Origin of the sequence: Maritalea porphyrae, assembly GCF_027213965.1 — a bacterium.
Classification (GTDB): domain Bacteria; phylum Pseudomonadota; class Alphaproteobacteria; order Rhizobiales; family Devosiaceae; genus Maritalea; species Maritalea porphyrae_A.
This window is the reverse complement of record NZ_JAPWGX010000007.1, coordinates 12,930-28,590: the sequence shown is the minus strand read 5'-3', so window position 1 is coordinate 28,590 and position 15,661 is coordinate 12,930. Positions and strand designations below refer to the sequence as shown.

23 protein-coding genes are annotated in these 15,661 nt (G+C 51.2%); 19 read left to right on the top strand and 4 right to left on the bottom strand.

Annotated elements, in window-relative coordinates; translation table 11 throughout:
* Positions 1-115: 115 nt before the first annotated feature.
* Entirely contained in the window at positions 116-1,459 is a 1,344-nt protein-coding gene (locus tag O4H47_RS16865; RefSeq protein ID WP_269395185.1) for a hypothetical protein, read from the top strand.
* Here O4H47_RS16865 and O4H47_RS16860 read toward each other — a convergent pair.
* A complete protein-coding gene (locus tag O4H47_RS16860) occupies positions 1,456-2,121 on the bottom strand; it encodes a LexA family transcriptional regulator (RefSeq protein ID WP_269395184.1) in 666 nt (221 codons plus the stop codon). The two genes, O4H47_RS16865 and O4H47_RS16860, sit on opposite strands and share 4 nt — an antisense overlap.
* A 64-nt stretch (positions 2,122-2,185) precedes the next feature.
* Here O4H47_RS16860 and O4H47_RS16855 point away from each other — a divergent pair, with 64 nt between their 5' ends.
* Entirely contained in the window at positions 2,186-2,455 is a 270-nt protein-coding gene (locus O4H47_RS16855; RefSeq protein ID WP_269395183.1) for a helix-turn-helix domain-containing protein, read from the top strand.
* Positions 2,456-2,460: 5 nt separating this feature from the next.
* On the opposite strand, the gene O4H47_RS16850 is transcribed toward O4H47_RS16855, so the two are convergent.
* Positions 2,461-2,724 carry a hypothetical protein gene (locus O4H47_RS16850; RefSeq protein WP_269395182.1) on the bottom strand — a complete coding sequence of 88 codons (264 nt, stop codon included), beginning with the start codon at positions 2,722-2,724 and terminating at the stop codon, positions 2,461-2,463.
* Positions 2,725-2,767: 43 nt separating this feature from the next.
* On the opposite strand from O4H47_RS16850, the gene O4H47_RS16845 reads away from it, so the two are divergent.
* From O4H47_RS16845 to O4H47_RS16825, 5 genes are read left to right on the top strand one after another with little or no spacing between them, the layout of a single operon-like run.
* Complete coding sequence (locus O4H47_RS16845; protein ID WP_269395181.1) at positions 2,768-3,256, top strand: phage regulatory CII family protein; 489 nt, start codon at positions 2,768-2,770, stop codon at positions 3,254-3,256.
* Positions 3,249-3,695, top strand: a complete 447-nt coding sequence (locus O4H47_RS16840; RefSeq protein WP_269395180.1) for a hypothetical protein — start codon at positions 3,249-3,251, stop codon at positions 3,693-3,695. Before O4H47_RS16845 ends, O4H47_RS16840 begins: the two co-directional genes overlap by 8 nt.
* Positions 3,692-5,335: an MT-A70 family methyltransferase gene (locus O4H47_RS16835; protein WP_269395179.1), complete on the top strand. Its 1,644-nt coding sequence runs from the start codon at positions 3,692-3,694 to the stop codon at positions 5,333-5,335. The genes O4H47_RS16840 and O4H47_RS16835 overlap by 4 nt, the downstream gene beginning before the upstream one ends.
* Entirely contained in the window at positions 5,335-5,880 is a 546-nt protein-coding gene (locus tag O4H47_RS16830) for a GcrA family cell cycle regulator (RefSeq protein ID WP_269395178.1), read from the top strand. The genes O4H47_RS16835 and O4H47_RS16830 overlap by 1 nt, the downstream gene beginning before the upstream one ends.
* The gene (locus O4H47_RS16825) at positions 5,880-6,128 is read left to right on the top strand and encodes a hypothetical protein (protein WP_269395177.1); all 249 of its coding nucleotides are present in this window, start codon (positions 5,880-5,882) and stop codon (positions 6,126-6,128) included. Before O4H47_RS16830 ends, O4H47_RS16825 begins: the two co-directional genes overlap by 1 nt.
* A gap of 16 nt (positions 6,129-6,144) precedes the next feature.
* On the opposite strand, the gene O4H47_RS16820 is transcribed toward O4H47_RS16825, so the two are convergent.
* Complete coding sequence (locus O4H47_RS16820; protein ID WP_269395176.1) at positions 6,145-6,420, bottom strand: BrnA antitoxin family protein; 276 nt, start codon at positions 6,418-6,420, stop codon at positions 6,145-6,147.
* Positions 6,410-6,670 carry a BrnT family toxin gene (locus O4H47_RS16815; RefSeq protein ID WP_269395175.1) on the bottom strand — a complete coding sequence of 87 codons (261 nt, stop codon included), beginning with the start codon at positions 6,668-6,670 and terminating at the stop codon, positions 6,410-6,412. The genes O4H47_RS16820 and O4H47_RS16815 overlap by 11 nt, the downstream gene beginning before the upstream one ends.
* 98 nt (positions 6,671-6,768) lie before the next feature.
* Between O4H47_RS16815 and dcm the strand changes: the two genes are divergently transcribed.
* The 12 genes from dcm to O4H47_RS16755 all read left to right on the top strand — a co-directional run bounded on the left by dcm (position 6,769) and on the right by O4H47_RS16755 (position 15,659).
* Positions 6,769-8,010, top strand: a complete 1,242-nt coding sequence (gene dcm, locus O4H47_RS16810; RefSeq protein WP_269395174.1) for a DNA (cytosine-5-)-methyltransferase — start codon at positions 6,769-6,771, stop codon at positions 8,008-8,010.
* Positions 8,007-9,116: a hypothetical protein gene (locus O4H47_RS16805; protein WP_269395173.1), complete on the top strand. Its 1,110-nt coding sequence runs from the start codon at positions 8,007-8,009 to the stop codon at positions 9,114-9,116. The genes dcm and O4H47_RS16805 overlap by 4 nt, the downstream gene beginning before the upstream one ends.
* Positions 9,113-9,355: a hypothetical protein gene (locus tag O4H47_RS16800; protein ID WP_269395172.1), complete on the top strand. Its 243-nt coding sequence runs from the start codon at positions 9,113-9,115 to the stop codon at positions 9,353-9,355. The genes O4H47_RS16805 and O4H47_RS16800 overlap by 4 nt, the downstream gene beginning before the upstream one ends.
* Positions 9,355-9,654, top strand: a complete 300-nt coding sequence (locus tag O4H47_RS16795; RefSeq protein ID WP_269395171.1) for a hypothetical protein — start codon at positions 9,355-9,357, stop codon at positions 9,652-9,654. The genes O4H47_RS16800 and O4H47_RS16795 overlap by 1 nt, the downstream gene beginning before the upstream one ends.
* On the top strand, positions 9,644-9,850 hold the full coding sequence (locus O4H47_RS16790) for a hypothetical protein (RefSeq protein ID WP_269395170.1): 207 nt from the start codon (positions 9,644-9,646) through the stop codon (positions 9,848-9,850). The genes O4H47_RS16795 and O4H47_RS16790 overlap by 11 nt, the downstream gene beginning before the upstream one ends.
* A complete protein-coding gene (locus tag O4H47_RS16785; RefSeq protein WP_269395169.1) occupies positions 9,843-10,031 on the top strand; it encodes a hypothetical protein in 189 nt (62 codons plus the stop codon). The genes O4H47_RS16790 and O4H47_RS16785 overlap by 8 nt, the downstream gene beginning before the upstream one ends.
* Positions 10,028-10,525, top strand: a complete 498-nt coding sequence (locus O4H47_RS16780; protein ID WP_269395168.1) for an HK97 family phage prohead protease — start codon at positions 10,028-10,030, stop codon at positions 10,523-10,525. Before O4H47_RS16785 ends, O4H47_RS16780 begins: the two co-directional genes overlap by 4 nt.
* Entirely contained in the window at positions 10,522-11,667 is a 1,146-nt protein-coding gene (locus O4H47_RS16775) for a DUF7146 domain-containing protein (protein WP_269395167.1), read from the top strand. The genes O4H47_RS16780 and O4H47_RS16775 overlap by 4 nt, the downstream gene beginning before the upstream one ends.
* Positions 11,664-13,109: a primase-helicase family protein gene (locus tag O4H47_RS16770; RefSeq protein WP_269395166.1), complete on the top strand. Its 1,446-nt coding sequence runs from the start codon at positions 11,664-11,666 to the stop codon at positions 13,107-13,109. The genes O4H47_RS16775 and O4H47_RS16770 overlap by 4 nt, the downstream gene beginning before the upstream one ends.
* A 396-nt stretch (positions 13,110-13,505) precedes the next feature.
* Positions 13,506-14,102: a hypothetical protein gene (locus tag O4H47_RS16765; protein WP_269395165.1), complete on the top strand. Its 597-nt coding sequence runs from the start codon at positions 13,506-13,508 to the stop codon at positions 14,100-14,102.
* Positions 14,103-14,306: 204 nt separating this feature from the next.
* A complete protein-coding gene (locus O4H47_RS16760; protein WP_269395164.1) occupies positions 14,307-14,846 on the top strand; it encodes a hypothetical protein in 540 nt (179 codons plus the stop codon).
* A gap of 186 nt (positions 14,847-15,032) precedes the next feature.
* Positions 15,033-15,659, top strand: coding sequence for a DUF1441 family protein (locus O4H47_RS16755; protein WP_269395163.1), 627 nt, complete (start codon positions 15,033-15,035; stop codon positions 15,657-15,659).
* Positions 15,660-15,661 lie beyond the last annotated feature (2 nt).

The window sequence follows — 15,661 nt, the reverse complement described above, 5'->3', positions numbered from 1 at the left end:
CAGATATGGCTACATACCTGTCAAGTCAATAAATAGCGAATATGGCTATTTCATTGTCTAGGAGATTTGGTACTGTCATTAAGTATTTAAGATTATTGAGGAAAGTGAATTTGTTGTGGGGTTTCCAGATTATTTAGAGGCAGGTCAACGTGCTCGGTTGTTGCCTGTTGTTTCAGAATCAAACAAAGAGAATCGTCTTATTGGTCCGGTGTTAGGTGCTCTGCCCTTGATACCAGAATTGTCAAAAGAACTGTTGGGGCAACTGGGTGTGAAGATCGGCACCCGTTCAAAAGTCTCTTGTTTTACTGAAGTGGTGTTCAAGAAAACAAAGGACATGGTCGACAATTCTAGCCGACCTGATGGTTTAATTGTCGTCGACAACGGGCGGACGCAGTGGCGATGCTTGGTGGAGGCAAAGTTCGGCAATAACAAAATTGGTCAGAGCCAATTAGAGCGATATTTGGAGATTGCCAATAAGGAGCCGCAAATTGATGCTGTGTTGACGGTTTCTAACGAATTCGCTGCTACCCCAAGTCACTCTCCAGTTTCCATTTCTTCAAAACTAAAGCGCAAATGCGATTTGTTCCATTTGAGCTGGTCAGCGATTGCCACCACAGTTGATCTGTTGTTGGCCAATGATGAAATTAAAGATCCTGATCGTGCACTGGTCCTGCACGAGTTGCATGAATATCTTAGGCACCCAGCTTCCAGTATTGCTGGGTTCACGCAAATGAACAAGGAGTGGAAAGATGTGGTTAAGGCGCTAGTTTCAGGCGCGCGCCTTCCCAAGAATGACGTTGGTGTTCTTGGCGTGGTTTCAAGTTGGCACGAAGAACAAAAAGATATGTGCTTAATACTTTCACGTCTCGTCAAGCGGTCGGTGACTCTGAAATTACCGCGCGCGCACCTTGACTCCTCCGCTGAGTGGCAGAAAGCCACTACAGACACCCTGTTAAGCGCTAACCGCTTGACGGCTTCAATTGCAGTGCCTGATGCGGCTGGGTCGCTTGACGTTGAGGCCGTGCTTTCTCGGCGCACCGTGACTTTTGGTATGAGGGTTAAGCTGCCGGAGGACATCAAGTCAACCAAGGCACGGGTTAACTGGCTGATGAAACAGCTGAAACTCGCAACGGATCCACGCTTCTATGTGCGACTGAACTTTCCAGGCCGAAGAGAGGCGGCTATGTTGGAGTTGACTGCAATACGGGAAGATCCAGACATTCTCACCGCGCACAAGGATTTGGCCTGTACTACCGCTGACGTACTTCTGGTCGATGATCAAGGTGGCAAGTTCGCAGGTTCAAAAACCTTTATTGAACAGTTGGAGAATTCGCTTTTGGTTTTTTATGAGAATGCGGTGGCCAACGTTCGTAATTGGCAGCCTAGTGCGCCGAAGCCGGTAAAAGTGCCTGAGCGTGAACTTGAAGCTGATGATCAGGGCCCGGAAGAAAAGAGTTAGGTTTCTTTCTGCACTGAAAACACAACCCTGCCGACAATTCGTATTGTGTCGCCGAGGTTGCCATTGACCTCAATGGGTTGCTGATGTCTGGGATCATTAGACTCAGGCATCAGCCAGAGGCAACCCTGTTCGTCCTTGTGAAGTGTTTTTACCGTCGCTTCGCGCAATCCATCAGTTCTTTCGCATTCGATAATGTAGCGACGTCCTGGGACGGGTTCTTCGTCTGTCTCATAAATGCTGGTATAAACAACGATTGTTCCAGATGGATAGCGTTTATTCATTGAAGGGCCGCGCGTCTCCGCACCATGCAATGTGAGGTTTGCAAACTCTGGGTCATTTGGAACGGCAATCTGATATTGCTGGTCTGGATCTTCCCAAACATTTGCTTCGGCCCAGCTGCCAGCTTCCACATGCATATTTACCGTAACAGTGCGCAAAGCCGGTGCTGCGCTGATCAATTCTTCAGGGCGTACACGCAGGGCTTTAGCGATTCTTTCCATCCAATCAGTTGTCAGGTTCATTTTGCCTGAAACAAGTTTGCTGATCGTAATCGGGTGCGCATCAACAGCATCGGCGAGTTCGTCGCGCGAAACGTTTTTTTGCTTCATAATTTGCTTAATTCTGTTTTTCATTTCAATAACATAGCTGATACGGCTACCCATGTTGTAGTCATTATGGCTATTTTTATGCTTGACAAATTAATAGCCAATATCGCTATATGTGCGCATGACCTTGAAAGAATGGCGTTCTAAAAACGCAATAACATTGGCGAAATTGGCAACCCTCTGCGGTATGTACGGTGTGAACCCAGCTCGCGATCTACATCGCTATGAAAACGGTTCGCGACAAACTCCAGTCTTGGTGGTTGAAAAGATTGTAAAAGCAACAAAAGGCATGGTCACCGCGCAAGACATGCATGAAACGCGGCTAGATTGGTTGCGTGCCAACAGACCAAACGAAGTTGCGAATTTCCCAACCGTCGAGGTGTCCGCATGAGCGCCTCATTTTTTCCTCCCAACCAGTTGTTTCCTTTTCACCAGCTGGTCAACTTGGGCGCGGCATTGAGCCATTTGCTGCGTCCAATTTTTATTTCGAACCACCGTGAGCGCGGTGTGGCGAATGGTGGCAGAGCTTGGTGTGGGGAGGGTGCCCCTTATGCCCGACGCTCCAACCATATCTTGCTCTGCTGCCAACTTGCATTCAGCTTCAGCCCGTTCAAGCGCTTTAAGCGCCAAGTCCAATTGTGGTGTGGTGATCGTTTTCATGGGCTGAGCGTCTCACGCTCAGCCATGGCTGTCACACGGAGCAATGGAGTTTGTTTCCGTGGTTGATCGGCATTCCACAAAATCGCAGCGGCTGGCCCTAAAGGCAGCAACACGCGCCCAGGTAGATGCGGGTGGCGGGTGCATGGCTTGTGTCGAGCATTCGCGCATCAAGCGCTTTCAAGCCTTTTCAGAATATGGGCAAAGCACCCACGAGAATTTTATCGCCATCGATATTGCGGTCGACCTAATGCAGGAAAGTGGTGAGGTCCACATTCTGCGGGCAATGGCACGCGCAGTTGGTTGTGAAGTCATCGAGCTGCCCAACCTGCCAAACGGCTTTACAGACTTACAGATCGCCATGGGCAAATCCGCCAAAGAATTCGGCGAAGTCATTTCCAGCATTGGCGTGCACATTTCAGATGGCAAGTGGGACCACAAAGAGCGCCAAGCCGATTTAAAAGAAATCGACGACGCCATTTTGGCGCTGTTGGCACTGCGCAATTTAGCTGAGCGAGGGCAGGGCGATGAGTAAGTCGAGTAAAGTTGAACTTGAAGACCTGCAACCGGCCTTGCGATTTGGCGATGGCACCAATCATGGTGATGACCCGCAATCAATCTTCCGCATGACGCAACTTACCCACGCTGTGGTCAAAGACCCCTCGGCCTTTGATCAGCTGACAGATTGGGAACTCGACACCCAAATACGGATGCTAAAGCGCCACGACACTGAACATGATGAAATCATTTGTGCCGCCCGCGCACGGATTTTTGCACTGCACCAAGAAGTTGAGCGCCTAAGCACCATTGTCAAAAACCATGGTCGCGAACAAAGGCCGCTCCTTTCCCACAAAATGCAGTGCGCTCTTAAGGAACGGTTTGAACATGAAGCGGAATGCGCTGCTTTCGCCGAGGAAAGACAAGAAGCGCAAAGCCTGCTGCTGCTGATCGAATGGCATGGAGCGTACGCATGAAAAACCTGACCAATTATACCGCGCTTAAGCCGCACCCATATGCCGATATGTTCCCTTACATGGCGACACAATGGTTCGCCGATTTTGTGGACGACATTCGGCAAAACGGTCTGCAAGAACAGATCATTCTGCTTGAGGGCAAAATTCTAGACGGTCGCAATCGCTATAAAGCGTTGCAAGAAATTGGCGAGTTTGGCCCAAAGCATTTCATTGACTTTGCAATGTACTGCAAGCTGGCCAACATCTCGCCAGATCCTTTGCAATTTGTGCTGTCCAAAAACTTGCAACGACGACACTTGAGCTCAAGCCAACGGGCAACCGTTGCGGCCAAAATTGCAGACATGTCGGTTGGGGCACAGCCAAAGTCCAATACTGCAAATTTGCAGAATAGCGCACCCAAAACCTCAATCAAAGATGCTGCTGCAAAGCTACAAGTTTCTGAGCGTTCTGTCGCTCACGCGAAGACCGTCATTGCACATGGCGCACCAGAACTGGCATCGGCTGTTGAGCAAGGTGCGCTCAAGGTCAGCGCCGCTGCCGCGCTGGCCAAACTGCCAGCGGCAGAACAAGCCGAAATCATGCGCGATGCAAACCCCAAAGCCATCGCCAAAGTCACCAAAGAGTTGCGCGACAAAAAGACCGCCGAGAAAAAACAAAAGCGGGCTGAAAAAGAGCAAGCATTGGGTGCCAAACAAATTGCGTTGCCCGACAAAAAGTATGGGGTGATCTTGGCGGATCCTGAATGGAAGTTTGAACCTTATAGCCAAGAAACCGGCATGGATAGAGCTGCCGACAACCACTACCCAACAAGCGCGATCGAAGAAATTATGGCGCGTCCGGTGGGCGAAATTGCCGCCAAAGATTGTTTGCTGATTATGTGGGCAACCCGCGCCAATTTCCCCAACGCTTTGCGGGTGGTTGAAGCATGGGGCTTCAAGTTTTGCACATTTGGTGTGTGGCACAAGTTGCATGCAGGCAATGGCTATTGGTTGCGCGACAATGGCGAACCTTTCATCATCGCCACGCGTGGCAAGGTGCCCGCACCGGCCATGGGCACACAGCCTGATGCGGTGTTTAGAGCGCCAAAGGGCAAGCATTCGCAAAAGCCATCTGAAATTCATGAGTTCATTGAAAAACACTACCCGTCATTGCCAAAAATCGAATTGAACGCGCGCACCTGCCGCCCTGGCTGGGATGTGTGGGGCAATGAAGCGCCTGAAGCAGAAGAAACACCCGCAGCAGTTGAAAACCTGCCAGTGGTGGCCGCAAAGTCCAACAAACTGGCTGAACAAATGGCACTGCTCAACAATGGTGCACGGATCGAAGATGGCATGTTTCGTGATGTGCCAGAAGGGCAGCCCACGGTAAAAGATTTGCTGGCCTTTGGCGATTTGGTGCACCTGGTTGCAAAAGGTGAGATCGAAGAATACCGCGTTCTAAATGTTGGCGGGCCATATGAAAGCCCTGCAGGCCAATATTACACCGTGTCGCTTAAAGAACCCGCCAAGTTCAACCCAAAACCAAAGGGGCGACAACAGGGCGACGAGATGGTGCGCGAAATGGTGGCCGTTGGCGGCAAAATTCTGCCGTTGGATTTGGAAAAAGACTTAGAGATCATCAAGCAAGGTGAGGTGGCCTAATGGACAGTCCTGTCACCGACCTTGAGCAAATGGATCTCCCACAGTGGGATGATATGGACAAGGACACAAAAGTCTCCATTGTCAACATTTCGCGCCGTGCGGGCATAAGCGCTGCTGCACTTGGCACCAAATTAGGCTGCTCACGCAATGCCATTTTGGGCTTTGTCGATCGCAACAAATTACAAATGGCAGAACCGGCCATGGCTAGCCGTATGGCCGGTGCGCGCACAAAAACAAAAGTGCGCACAACGCGTGGCCGCAAAGACACAAATTTGGAACATCGCCTGCAGCACAAGTTTAGCGAAAAGTCGCAACAAGTTTCGGCTGAAAAACAAGAGCAAGGGCTGTTTGACTGTGTCAAAGACACCGCGCCACACAACCAGGACGCGCTTTTTGTCACCATGATGGACCTAAAAAACCATCACTGCCGCTGGCCGATCGAGCGCGATGGCAAAACCTATTATTGCGGTCACGACAATGGGGAAGGCAAATCCAGCTACTGCGAAACCCACACCAAACACGCCACTTTGCAAGGGGGCTGGTGATGGCTTTTAGCACTTTCGTAAGACAGACCAAACCAAACCCACGCGATGTGCTGTGCAAGTTGCACCTAGCACCAAGCGGCGATCACCGCATTCGCCTGCATTTGGATGGATCGCCACTTGAATTTGACATGAGCGAACAAGAAGCCCGCAAGGCGCTTGGTTTGCTCAACAATGCCTTGGCCGAAATTCATGCAGATGACGGTCGACCAACAGAGCGCACAAACCCAACAACGCGGGCGGTTGAATGATGGCCTCAACCCGCAATCACTCACCAATGGCTTTGCGCAATGTCTCGTTTACGCGGGTTTGCCAGCCTTTGCCGGTGGCGCGAAAGTGTTCCAGCACTTTTGCGTCTAGCCGCAAGGTGACAGATTGCTTTGGGTTGTCAGCCACAGGCCGACCGCGCTTTTTTGGCTCCGGCGCGTCAACGCCAAGTTCTGCAAGCACGTCCTTACCGGGGCGCAGCTTGGCAACTTGCTCGTCAGATAAGGGCTTGTTGTCCTCATCGATCGCAAATGGATCTGGTTTCTTAGATGCCATATCGTCTGGCCTCCTTTTCATGCATGCGGCGCATCGAAATGATGCGAATGTTTCTACCTCGTGGGGTGAAGGTGATGGCGAATGGCGCACCGTCAATACGCCCAAAAGCGTTGATCCGAACTTCGCCATAATCCTTGCGTTCATCAACAATCATTTGGGCCGCGCTGAAATCGAACTGTTCAGCCAAATCAAAACCAAAGCCGCGCAACTCGCGGCATTGTTCCGATTTGTTGTGATCCCATTCCAGCATGTCGCATCCCACTTTGTTGATGGGTTTAATGTAACTACATTTAATGAACTTGTCAAGAATAAATGTAGTTACAATAAAAACTTATGCGGGGTGGTGTGATGCGGTTTGGATCTGTCTGTTCAGGCATTGAAGCGGCAAGTGTGGCGTGGGAATCGTTGGGCTTCAAACCTGCGTTCTTTTCGGAAATCGAAAAGTTTCCAAGCAACTTGCTTCAAGCCCGATATCCGGATGTGCCCAATCTTGGCGACATGACCAAATATAAGGAATGGCTCGACTATGCAATTGACCTTCTTGTCGGCGGAACCCCCTGCCAATCATTCTCCGTCGCTGGCCTCAGAAAAGGACTTAGCGACCCACGTGGTAACCTCGCCCTTACCTACCTTGCAATTGCTGAAAAATATCAGCCCCGTTGGATCCTTTGGGAAAATGTGCCCGGTGTCTTGTCATCCAACGAAGGACGGGACTTTGGTGCCTTTGTCGGAGGGCTGGCGCAACTCGGGTATGGGTGGGCCTACAGAGTGTTGGACGCTCAATACTGTCGAGTGGATGGATTCCCCAGGGCTGTGCCTCAATCACGACGCCGTGTGTTCGTTGTTGGATATCTTGGAGATTGGCGAAGTGCAGCAGCGGTACTTTTTGACGCCAAAAGCCTGCGCAGGGATTCTGCGCCGCGCCACGAAACGGGGCAAGACGCTGCCGGCACACTTAGCAGCCGCACTGCAGGCGGTGGTGGCCTCGGCACCGATTTTGACTTGAATGGTGGTGTGCACGATTGGCCGACGGAAGTGACCGCTCCAATCAATGCGTCATTTGGCTCAAAGCTTGGCCTTGAAGATCAGCATGCGCTTGGCGGCGCATCCATGTTCGTACCCGATACTTCACGACCATTGTTGGCCAAGGGAAATGACAGTCTGGCAGAGGATCTGGACAGCTATGTCGCCACTGCCTTTTTATCAAAGGACTATGGCGCAGATGCTCAAAACGATGTGACGCCAACATTACGAGCGATGAATTCAACCACCAGCCATCAAAATGGCGGTGGGCAGATGGCGGTGGCATTTCCGCTGACTTCGGGCATGTCGCGCAGCGCCTCGCGATTGCCACATGAGCAAGGGGCCCTGGTGCCAGCGAATTATGCAGTGCGCCGGCTAACGCCAACCGAATGCGAGCGGCTTCAAGGTTTTCCAGACAATTATACGCTTGTGCCACACACGCACGGCAAGCCCGCAGCGGACGGGCCGCGATACAAAGCGCTGGGCAATTCCATGGCGGTGAATGTGATGCGGGTGCTAGGTGCGCGCATCAAGATGGTTGATGAGATTTTGGGCGAGTTGGTTTGATGACGCCGTTAGAAGGACTTAAGCTTGATGGATTTGCTGGGGAACATCGATTTGTCGATAATCAGCGGCTGTTTGCCACTTGCGACCTCAAAAACTCTGCCACCAACGGACAATGCTCCGGTGCAGTTTCGAAGGATTATTTGCCAGTCCGGGCGGTCAATGTTGTGGATATTCTCAAGCTTGACATTTCTGAATCTGACGCCGTCGAACTCCAAATTGGCGAAGATTTTCGCCGTTCGGAACGTCACATTCTGAATCGCTGGAGACTTGAATGTAGACCCTTGGAAAATTGCTATCTGTACATAGAGGTTTTCAAAGCTCAACAAGCTACCGCTGTTTGCAAAATATACCATTTCAACGGAAGCCTTGTGTTCTGGCGAACCGAAGTGTTTGCCAAAAAGCTGAATGGCGCGGTCAATGTGGAGCGGTCCGATCACAGAAAAATTGCCGCTAGAATCCGAAACCTTCTCCCGCGTTTGGTAGCTTTGGCTGGAAATGTAGGTTTGAATACAATCTTCGACCAATTGGCGATCCATTTTCCGGCTCTCGTTCTCGAGAAACTCCCTCTCCAAGTAGCCCAAGGCGAACGCATGTCCAACTTGGTCTTTGGTCGCCAACAACTTAATGTTTTCATACAGGTTGTTGCTCTCAGCATCCTGCCTCAATTGGCGGAGCTGACCGACAACAGCAAACGCTGCAACAATAGCAGCAATGGTAGCCACAATGCTAATAACTGTCGGCACAATTCCCGCACCACCAATCCAAAAATTGGTGCCGGATTGAGTGGTATCAATTCTGATATCAATCGTACTGCCAGAGAGGCTGAAGACTGTTGTTGTCAGAATTATGATGACAAAGACGAACAGCACAATTGCGAAACCGTAAATGGCAAACTCAAGCATAGTCAGGCTTTGCTTCTCTGGTGGTACGGACACAAAAATCTCCAAAAGTATTTCGTTCAGATTTGTGCGAATGGCAAGAAAGGTCAATCCCCCCATTTGACAAATAACACCAGCAACCTCGGCATGCTCAAAAAGAAATGGGGCGGCGGCGTCACCCACATGATCGGCCTACGCCTAAAACCAGCGGGGATGACGGTACAATGAGTGAGCAACATTTCGAAATGCAATTCCCTAGTGCCGTTGAACTATCGATGGAAGTTGAACTGGCTGCGTTGAAAGCGGAACGCGATGAATATCGGCGACAAGCAAGGCTTTCATATGGGTTCATCGAACACTTAACCGATCTTCTTGAAACGCGTGGTGCATTCACCGCAGACTTGCCCAATGGCAGGCGCGTAAAGGTTGAGGTGTTGGTGTATAGCGAAACTGGTGGGGATATGTGATGGCCATCCTACGCGAAAACCTGACCTCAATTCTCAGTGAAACCGATCGTCCGCCGATTGAACAGGTCGCAATCTCAATGTGCAAATACGCCAACGGGCGAACAAACTGCATGTGCCTGAACAAAGGTTTGCCTATTTGCGATGGCGTAAAGCGCGAAGCGGAGTGGCTTTATCTGATCGTTGAAAAAGATGTGAACGCCAAAGCAGCGGCGAAGCGGAAATCCACAAAAGACAAAGCGGCGGCTACACGGTCGCGCAAAGCGCATTTGAAACGGTTGGGGGTGAATGATGGCGAATGAAGTTACGCTTTTTGTCGACATGTCGATTGCTCCTGCCGATTGGCGTAGTCAACTTGAAAGACACATAACTTGGTTTGAAATGACAGCCAAATACAAAACCAAACACTTCCAGTTGACTGGCTGTGAAGGCAAAATTGAAACGGCGTTGAAGGAACTAGATTTTGTTTCAATTAGTGTAGGTGGTGAAGATGAGTAACATTCAAAAACTCCAAGCGGCCACCAGCAAGCTGATCGATGCGATCACCTATGATGTGACCGGCACGCACGGTAAAGGCGGCAACGGCGGGCTTGTGTCCAACGAAACGATCCGCGCATGCGATCAATGCCGTTTGGTGCTGAATACTATCGGGGCCGGTGAAGACACGGTGGCGCGATGAACTTGCAAGACATAAAATTCCTTTGGCACTTTGGCAAAGCCGGACAAGAGGCCGTTCAATCTGCTCTTAATGCTGAGCGGGAAATGTTGGAAATTGCAATGTTGACGGGGCGTAAACCCTCGCCCAAAGACCCAATCGTGATTGGCGGGTATGCAGCATGGTACGGCACAAGTGATGTGAATGGCGACGAGTTTGCGCCAAACAGCTTGCAACCGGTGCGCAATGTTCGAATGCTTATGGAGCATGTTCCGAACTCACTCGACGGATATTGGCAGGTTGAACAACGCCAAAACGGGCTCTTCGTCTCAGCCGAAATCAATCGCGACTTGTTGAAGCGCCTTGTAATTCAGGACATCGCAGGGTTGTCGGTTGGTTTCAGAACCCTAAGTGCCAAAAAAGTCAATGGAAAACGAGTTATAACCCTTGTGCAGCTTTGGGAGGTTTCTTTTGTGTTGTTCCCAATGCAAAACACGCGTTGGAGGTGGTTACCATGAACCTCGATCACCTCAAAAACGAAGCCCAAAACACCAGCTGCATTGATTGGGCCGAACGCCAAGGCTGGGCCATCACCAAACGCGGCAATGATCGGTTTGGCCCTTGTCCCCTTTGTGGCGGCACGGACCGCTTTGCCATCAACATTTCAAAAAACGTGTGGCTGTGCCGCCAATGCGATGTGGGTGGCGATGTGATCAAGCTGGTGCAGCATATGGAAGGGTTGGATTACAAATCTGCCCTTGAGCGCATAACAGGCCGCAAGGCGGCTGAGCCAATTGATCCGGCGCGTGAAGCTGAGCTGAAAGCGCAGGCCGAACAAGACAGACTAGCGCGGGAACGCGTGGCAAATCGCTATCGGCAGGACCAAATAAGGTCCGCCCGTCGCATCATGAACCTGGCACGCTTGCCAAAGCCAGGTGGTCCGGTTGAAGCCTATTTGCGCAAACGCGGTTTGGACAAATTGGCGGACACGATTGCCCAAGGGCGTTTCAAAATTTTGCTACGCGAAATCGAACGATTTGAACGCAAAATTCCGGTCAAAAACGGGGGCAAAGTGGAATGGATCACCATTGATGAATGCCCTGTCATGGTGGGTGAAATCATCAAGCCAAACGACGATTTGGACGCGGTGCACATGACCTTTCTTGACCCTACAACGCCAAAGGGTAAGCGCGAAAAAGCAGACCCAAATACGGGCAACCCATTGCCTTCAAAAATCATGAAAGGCTCCAAAAAGAGCGGGGCCATTCGCCTGTACACACCATCAGCGCCAACGCGGTTGGTGGTTGGTGAAGGCATTGAAACAACGCTGACAGCGCTGCAAGAAGCTTACCAGCCCAACACCGCATATTGGTGCGGCGCAGACCTAGGCAACATGGCCGGTGCAGCGGGTGAAGATGAAAACGGCAAGCGGTGCAATCACTTGCCCGATTTAAACGATGACGAAGCTTTTGTGCCACCCGCATGGTGCAAAGAACTGGTGTTGTTACGCGATGGCGATAGCGACAGCAAAAAGACAGATAACCAACTGCAGCGCTGCGGTCGCCGCGCCATGGCCTTGCGCCCAGGGCTGGTGGCCAAAATTGCCAACGCCGCAGATGGCAAAGACTTTAACGATATGCTTGTGGAGGGCGCTGAGTGAGCAACCAAATTCAAAGTGCGATTGGTCAAGCAACAGCCATCGATGCGCCGGTAACACCACAAAACCACATCGAAGAAGAACAGGCCGAGATGGGGGATTTCTCCATTGACAACATGAATGAAGAATGGGCGTTGGTGTTGCTTGGCTCTAAGGCCGTTATGGTGCATGAGCAGCCAGATGCATATGAAATTGAAGACCGGCTGCAAATCCGCACGGTCGACGCTTTCAACCGCTGGTATGACAATAAGTTCGTGTTTTACGCTGGGGCCGATGGCAAGCGGAAGCCGATGACCTGGGCCAAGGCGTGGATCCACGCGGAGCGGCGCAGGCAATATCGCGGCATGGAGTTTTTGCCCAATCCAGATGGGCTGGGCGGATCGCCTGGTTACCTCAACCTATGGCAGGGGTTCTCATGTGAAGCGGTGCCCAAAAAGCAGGGCTATTCTGTTTTTGAAGACCATTTGCTGAACAATGTGTGCGGCGGCGACAAAGCCCTGCGCGATTGGGTGTTTGGCTGGTTTGCCCACATGGTGCAACGGCCACGCGAGCGCACCGGCACCGCCCTGGTGTTTCGCGGGCGCATGGGATCGGGCAAGTCTACGGTGGGCGAGGTGATGGGCGAATTGATCGCCAGCCACTTCTATCAAGTTGATGACCCGCGATATATCACCGGCAATTTCAATGCGCACATGGCCAAATGCTTGCTGTTGATGGCTGAAGAGGCGGTTTGGGCAGGTGATAAGAATGCTGAAGGTCGCTTAAAAGGGCTAATTACCTCAAAGCACCAAATGATCGAGGCCAAGGGCGTGGACCCGATCCGCATGAAGAACCTTGTGCGCTTGGTGATGACGTCAAACGAAGATTGGGTGGTGCCAGCTGGTAAAGACGAACGGCGCTTTTGTGTGCTGGATGTGGGTGATGCTGCGCTGCAAAACCACGGTTACTTTGCTGAAATGCACGAACAGTTGGACGATGGCGGGCGTGAAGCCTTGCTATATGACCTACAGCACTTTGACCTAAGCACCATTGATTTCTGGACCATACCCAAAACCACAGCGCTGCTTGAGCAAAAGATACAATCGCTTGATAGCGCAGAGGCATGGTGGTTCACCCACCTCTCAAACAGTGAAACCTTGTCTGGATCCGGTGAGTGGGAACGCGTGGTCAAATGCAGCGCGATTTATGATGATTACATCAAATTGTCAGACCTGGTGGGCATTAAGCGCCGATCCTACGAAAGCACGGTGGGCAAGGCGCTTAAAAAGCTGGTGCCCAACCTAAAGCGCAGGCGCATGGTGCCATCCAATGGCGATCAATATGCAAAACGCGAGTGGTGTTACGAGTTTCCAACGTTAGAAGAATGCCGTGCTGGCTTTGCCGAGGCAGTCAATCAAGACGTGGAATGGGCGAACGATGAAGCCGCCTATGGTGACCAAAATTGACCCACAAACCGCATAAACCACAGCGAAAACAAACAGGGCCAGATGGGGTGAAACCCGATTTTGGAGCCAATTGTGTGGCAACAAAAGCCTGTTCAAACGCGTTCAAGCGCCAAAAAAATCTTCCAGCCCTGTTTCTTCGGCGCTGAGAGTCCAACCCCGTCCTATTGAATTTCTTCAATAGGACACCGAAAAAGCCAATGATTTCAAACAGGAGTCCTATATGTCCTATGTGTCCTATGTTTTTAGCTGCCCCGTGCGCGTAAAGGCGACTGAATTGATTTTATAACCTCTATTTTTAATAGGACTAATAGGACACATAGGACAAAGCCCAGTGAGCGGGGCTTTGCAGCGTCCAACCTAAACCACGGCAATAGGACACTTAGGACAGGCGATAAAATGAGCAAAGAACAGATCGAAATTCAAGAATTGGTGCGGTGGGCACTGGTTGATCAATGTGTCGAGCAAGCAGCAGCTGCCGTGCGCCGTGGTGATGGGCCAACGGCCAACCTAACCAGCACTGCCAAGATTGAACGTATGTTGATGTTGGGCTGCACCATTGATGGCCATGGGCCAAACGATCAAAACATTATCGCCAATTGCCATGTTGACGCGATCGAAGTGTTCGATGCCCTTTGGCATTTGAAGGGGCAAGCGCGGGATTTGGTTTATTTCCATGCGAAAAAGGACAGCCAACCAGATTGGATAGAAGAAGGCGTTGGTACGTTGGTGCCGCAAGTGGGCAAGAACGGTAAACCCGTCAAAATGTTCGAAGGTGCCAAAACGGGCGACTGTGTGGTGCGCAGCGGGTATCTTTACACCTATGATGGCTATCCGCCTCACATAGTGAACGCCGCAAGGGCTGCGCACACAGTCTGGTGGGAAGGTTTAAACGCTTTGCAGTGCGATCTGAAAAATATTTTATCCGCCTTCAGCCCTTTGCCCACCTCGGTTTTGCGCGAACCATGGGCAGTCGATCTGAAAAAAGTTGGCTAGGGCCTATTGACGAGTCATTTGGATTTGAAGCACTAATACCACAACAAAAAAGGTTCAAACATAGCGCTGCCCAGCAATTGCTCGGCGGCGCTTTTTTGTGCCCTTGCCCCAACGGTGGAGCAGACCAATGATCATAGCGCGACCAAAGCCGCGCACACCGAATGCTAAAACTGCAAATTTGCAGAATTGAATTTGGAGCGCGGCATGCAAGAGATCTTTGAATTGGACGCCAGTGCATTTGCTCCAATAGCAAACAAGCTCGATAAACTATCGGGCCAAGAACTGCACCACGCGTTTCGGCGCGGCATCAACAGACGCGGGAATAAACGACGCACTGCGATTATCCGGGCGTTGGTAGAGCAAACTGGCTTACCAACAACCTCAGTCCGCAAATCAATTGCGACACGCCGCGCCAGCTATAGCGCTTTGGAATACGCATTGACTGCCACGGGCGCACATATCAACATCGCCCACTTTGGTGGAGCGCAGACCGAACAGGGTGTTTCGGCTAGCCCATGGGGTAGAAGCCAGACGTTCAAGGGGGCGTTCATCGTTTCCAAGCTGAACGGGTTAGCCTTCAAACGAGAAAGTGCATCCCGATTTCCAATCAAGCAGGTGTTTGGCCCAGCCATCCCTGTTGAGATAATGAAAGAACCAGCAATCAATCAGTGGTCCGATGGCTTTACTGAAGATCTGGTTGACGATGTGCGTCATGAGATTGACTTCATTCTGTTTAGCAGGTGATCGCAACGATCAGCGCCTTCAAGCGCTGCCATTGTGCGCTCGCAAGTGCGGGGAGTTTGGGTCCTTCCCAGCCCTTTCCCCCGCACGGTGACGCGGCGGCGCATTCTGTTCGGATTTGTAGTTTTTCTGGTAACTATCTGTTTTCATTGTTGTTGTTGTTGCTCTAGCTGAGGTGGCGGAGGTAAAATGTCGGCTCTTGGTCTAAGTCATGCAGCACCAACGAAAGAGATCTCTTCAGAACTGTTGCGACAATATCCGCTACCTGAGGGGGTTGAAGACGCGCAGCTTAACCGATCGCAACTTGCAACTGCGCTCAAAGTCACTGAGCCAACCATTACGGCTTGGATGCGGCATGACATGCCGATGCTTGAGCGGGGCACAAATGGCAAGCAATACAAGTTTTTGCTTTCCCATTGCTATGCCTGGGTCAGGGATCGCGAAGCGACGGAGGCAAAATCTGCCCTTCAAGCACAAGCCAGTGTCGAGCAAATGCGCTTGGCATTATTTCCTGATGGCGAAGAAGATGAAAACAACGGACTTAGTCCAAAAGACCGACGCGAAGTTTACGCGGCCGATCGCGAATATCAAATCACTGCGACGTCGCGCGGAGAGCTAATTCCGCGCGCTGATGTTGTTGATTTGCTTGAAACTGTTTTCGTTGTGATGCGGGATGGCGCAACATCACTACCAGACCGGCTTGAACGCGACATGGGGCTTTCTGCCAAACAAGTCGAACGGGCAATTGAGCTTACCGATGCTGTGCTGGAAGACATTAAGCACAAGATCGAATTGAAATTGGCACCGAAGAGATGACG